This is a genomic window from Novosphingobium sp. 11B (assembly GCF_054589055.1).
Window position 1 is genome coordinate 1 of record NZ_BAAILP010000155.1, and the last position, 517, is coordinate 517.

1 protein-coding gene is annotated in these 517 nt (G+C 63.8%); it reads right to left on the bottom strand.

Annotation, left to right across the window (positions count from 1 at the left end):
• Window positions 1-170: 170 nt before the first annotated feature.
• On the bottom strand, window positions 171-517 hold a 347-nt coding region (locus ACYPYD_RS14320), incomplete at its 5' end, for a transposase (protein WP_459663784.1).

The following is a 517-nucleotide window of genomic DNA, read 5'->3' on the forward strand; positions in this document are numbered from 1 at the left end:
CTAGCCCATCCTATTCATTGAGCGCCTGCATTCCCGAGCGCGCACCTGCTTGCGGATTTTCCACGTAATCAGGTCGCGCGGGATCGTAGCGTCTTTTTCATCGCGTGGGATCGAGAGGTTTGCTGGGTTGAAGGGCGGGGTGTGAGCGTTCTGCGGCATGGCCGCCCAAGCTAAGTCGGGGTTATCCTGAGCGCGGCGGCCATGGCCTGGAACACGGCGGCGTCGGGACAGGCGGAAGCGAAGGCGACACGAATGCGGGTGGCGGTTTCGATGACGCGGGCGGCGACCTTGAGGAGCCGCAGGCGCAAGGTGGCGAACTCGGCGGTGGCAAGAGCGGAGGCCCTTGGGATGGCCCGCCGGATGCGCCACATGAGCCAGAACGCGGCGGTGTGCATGATGAGCCGCATTTGGTTTGCGTTGGCCGAGCGGCACGAGGTGCGATCGCTGGCGAGTTGCGTCTTGTGCAGTTTGATGAGGTTTTCGGCTTGGCCACGGGCACAGTAGAGGCTGTCGTAGA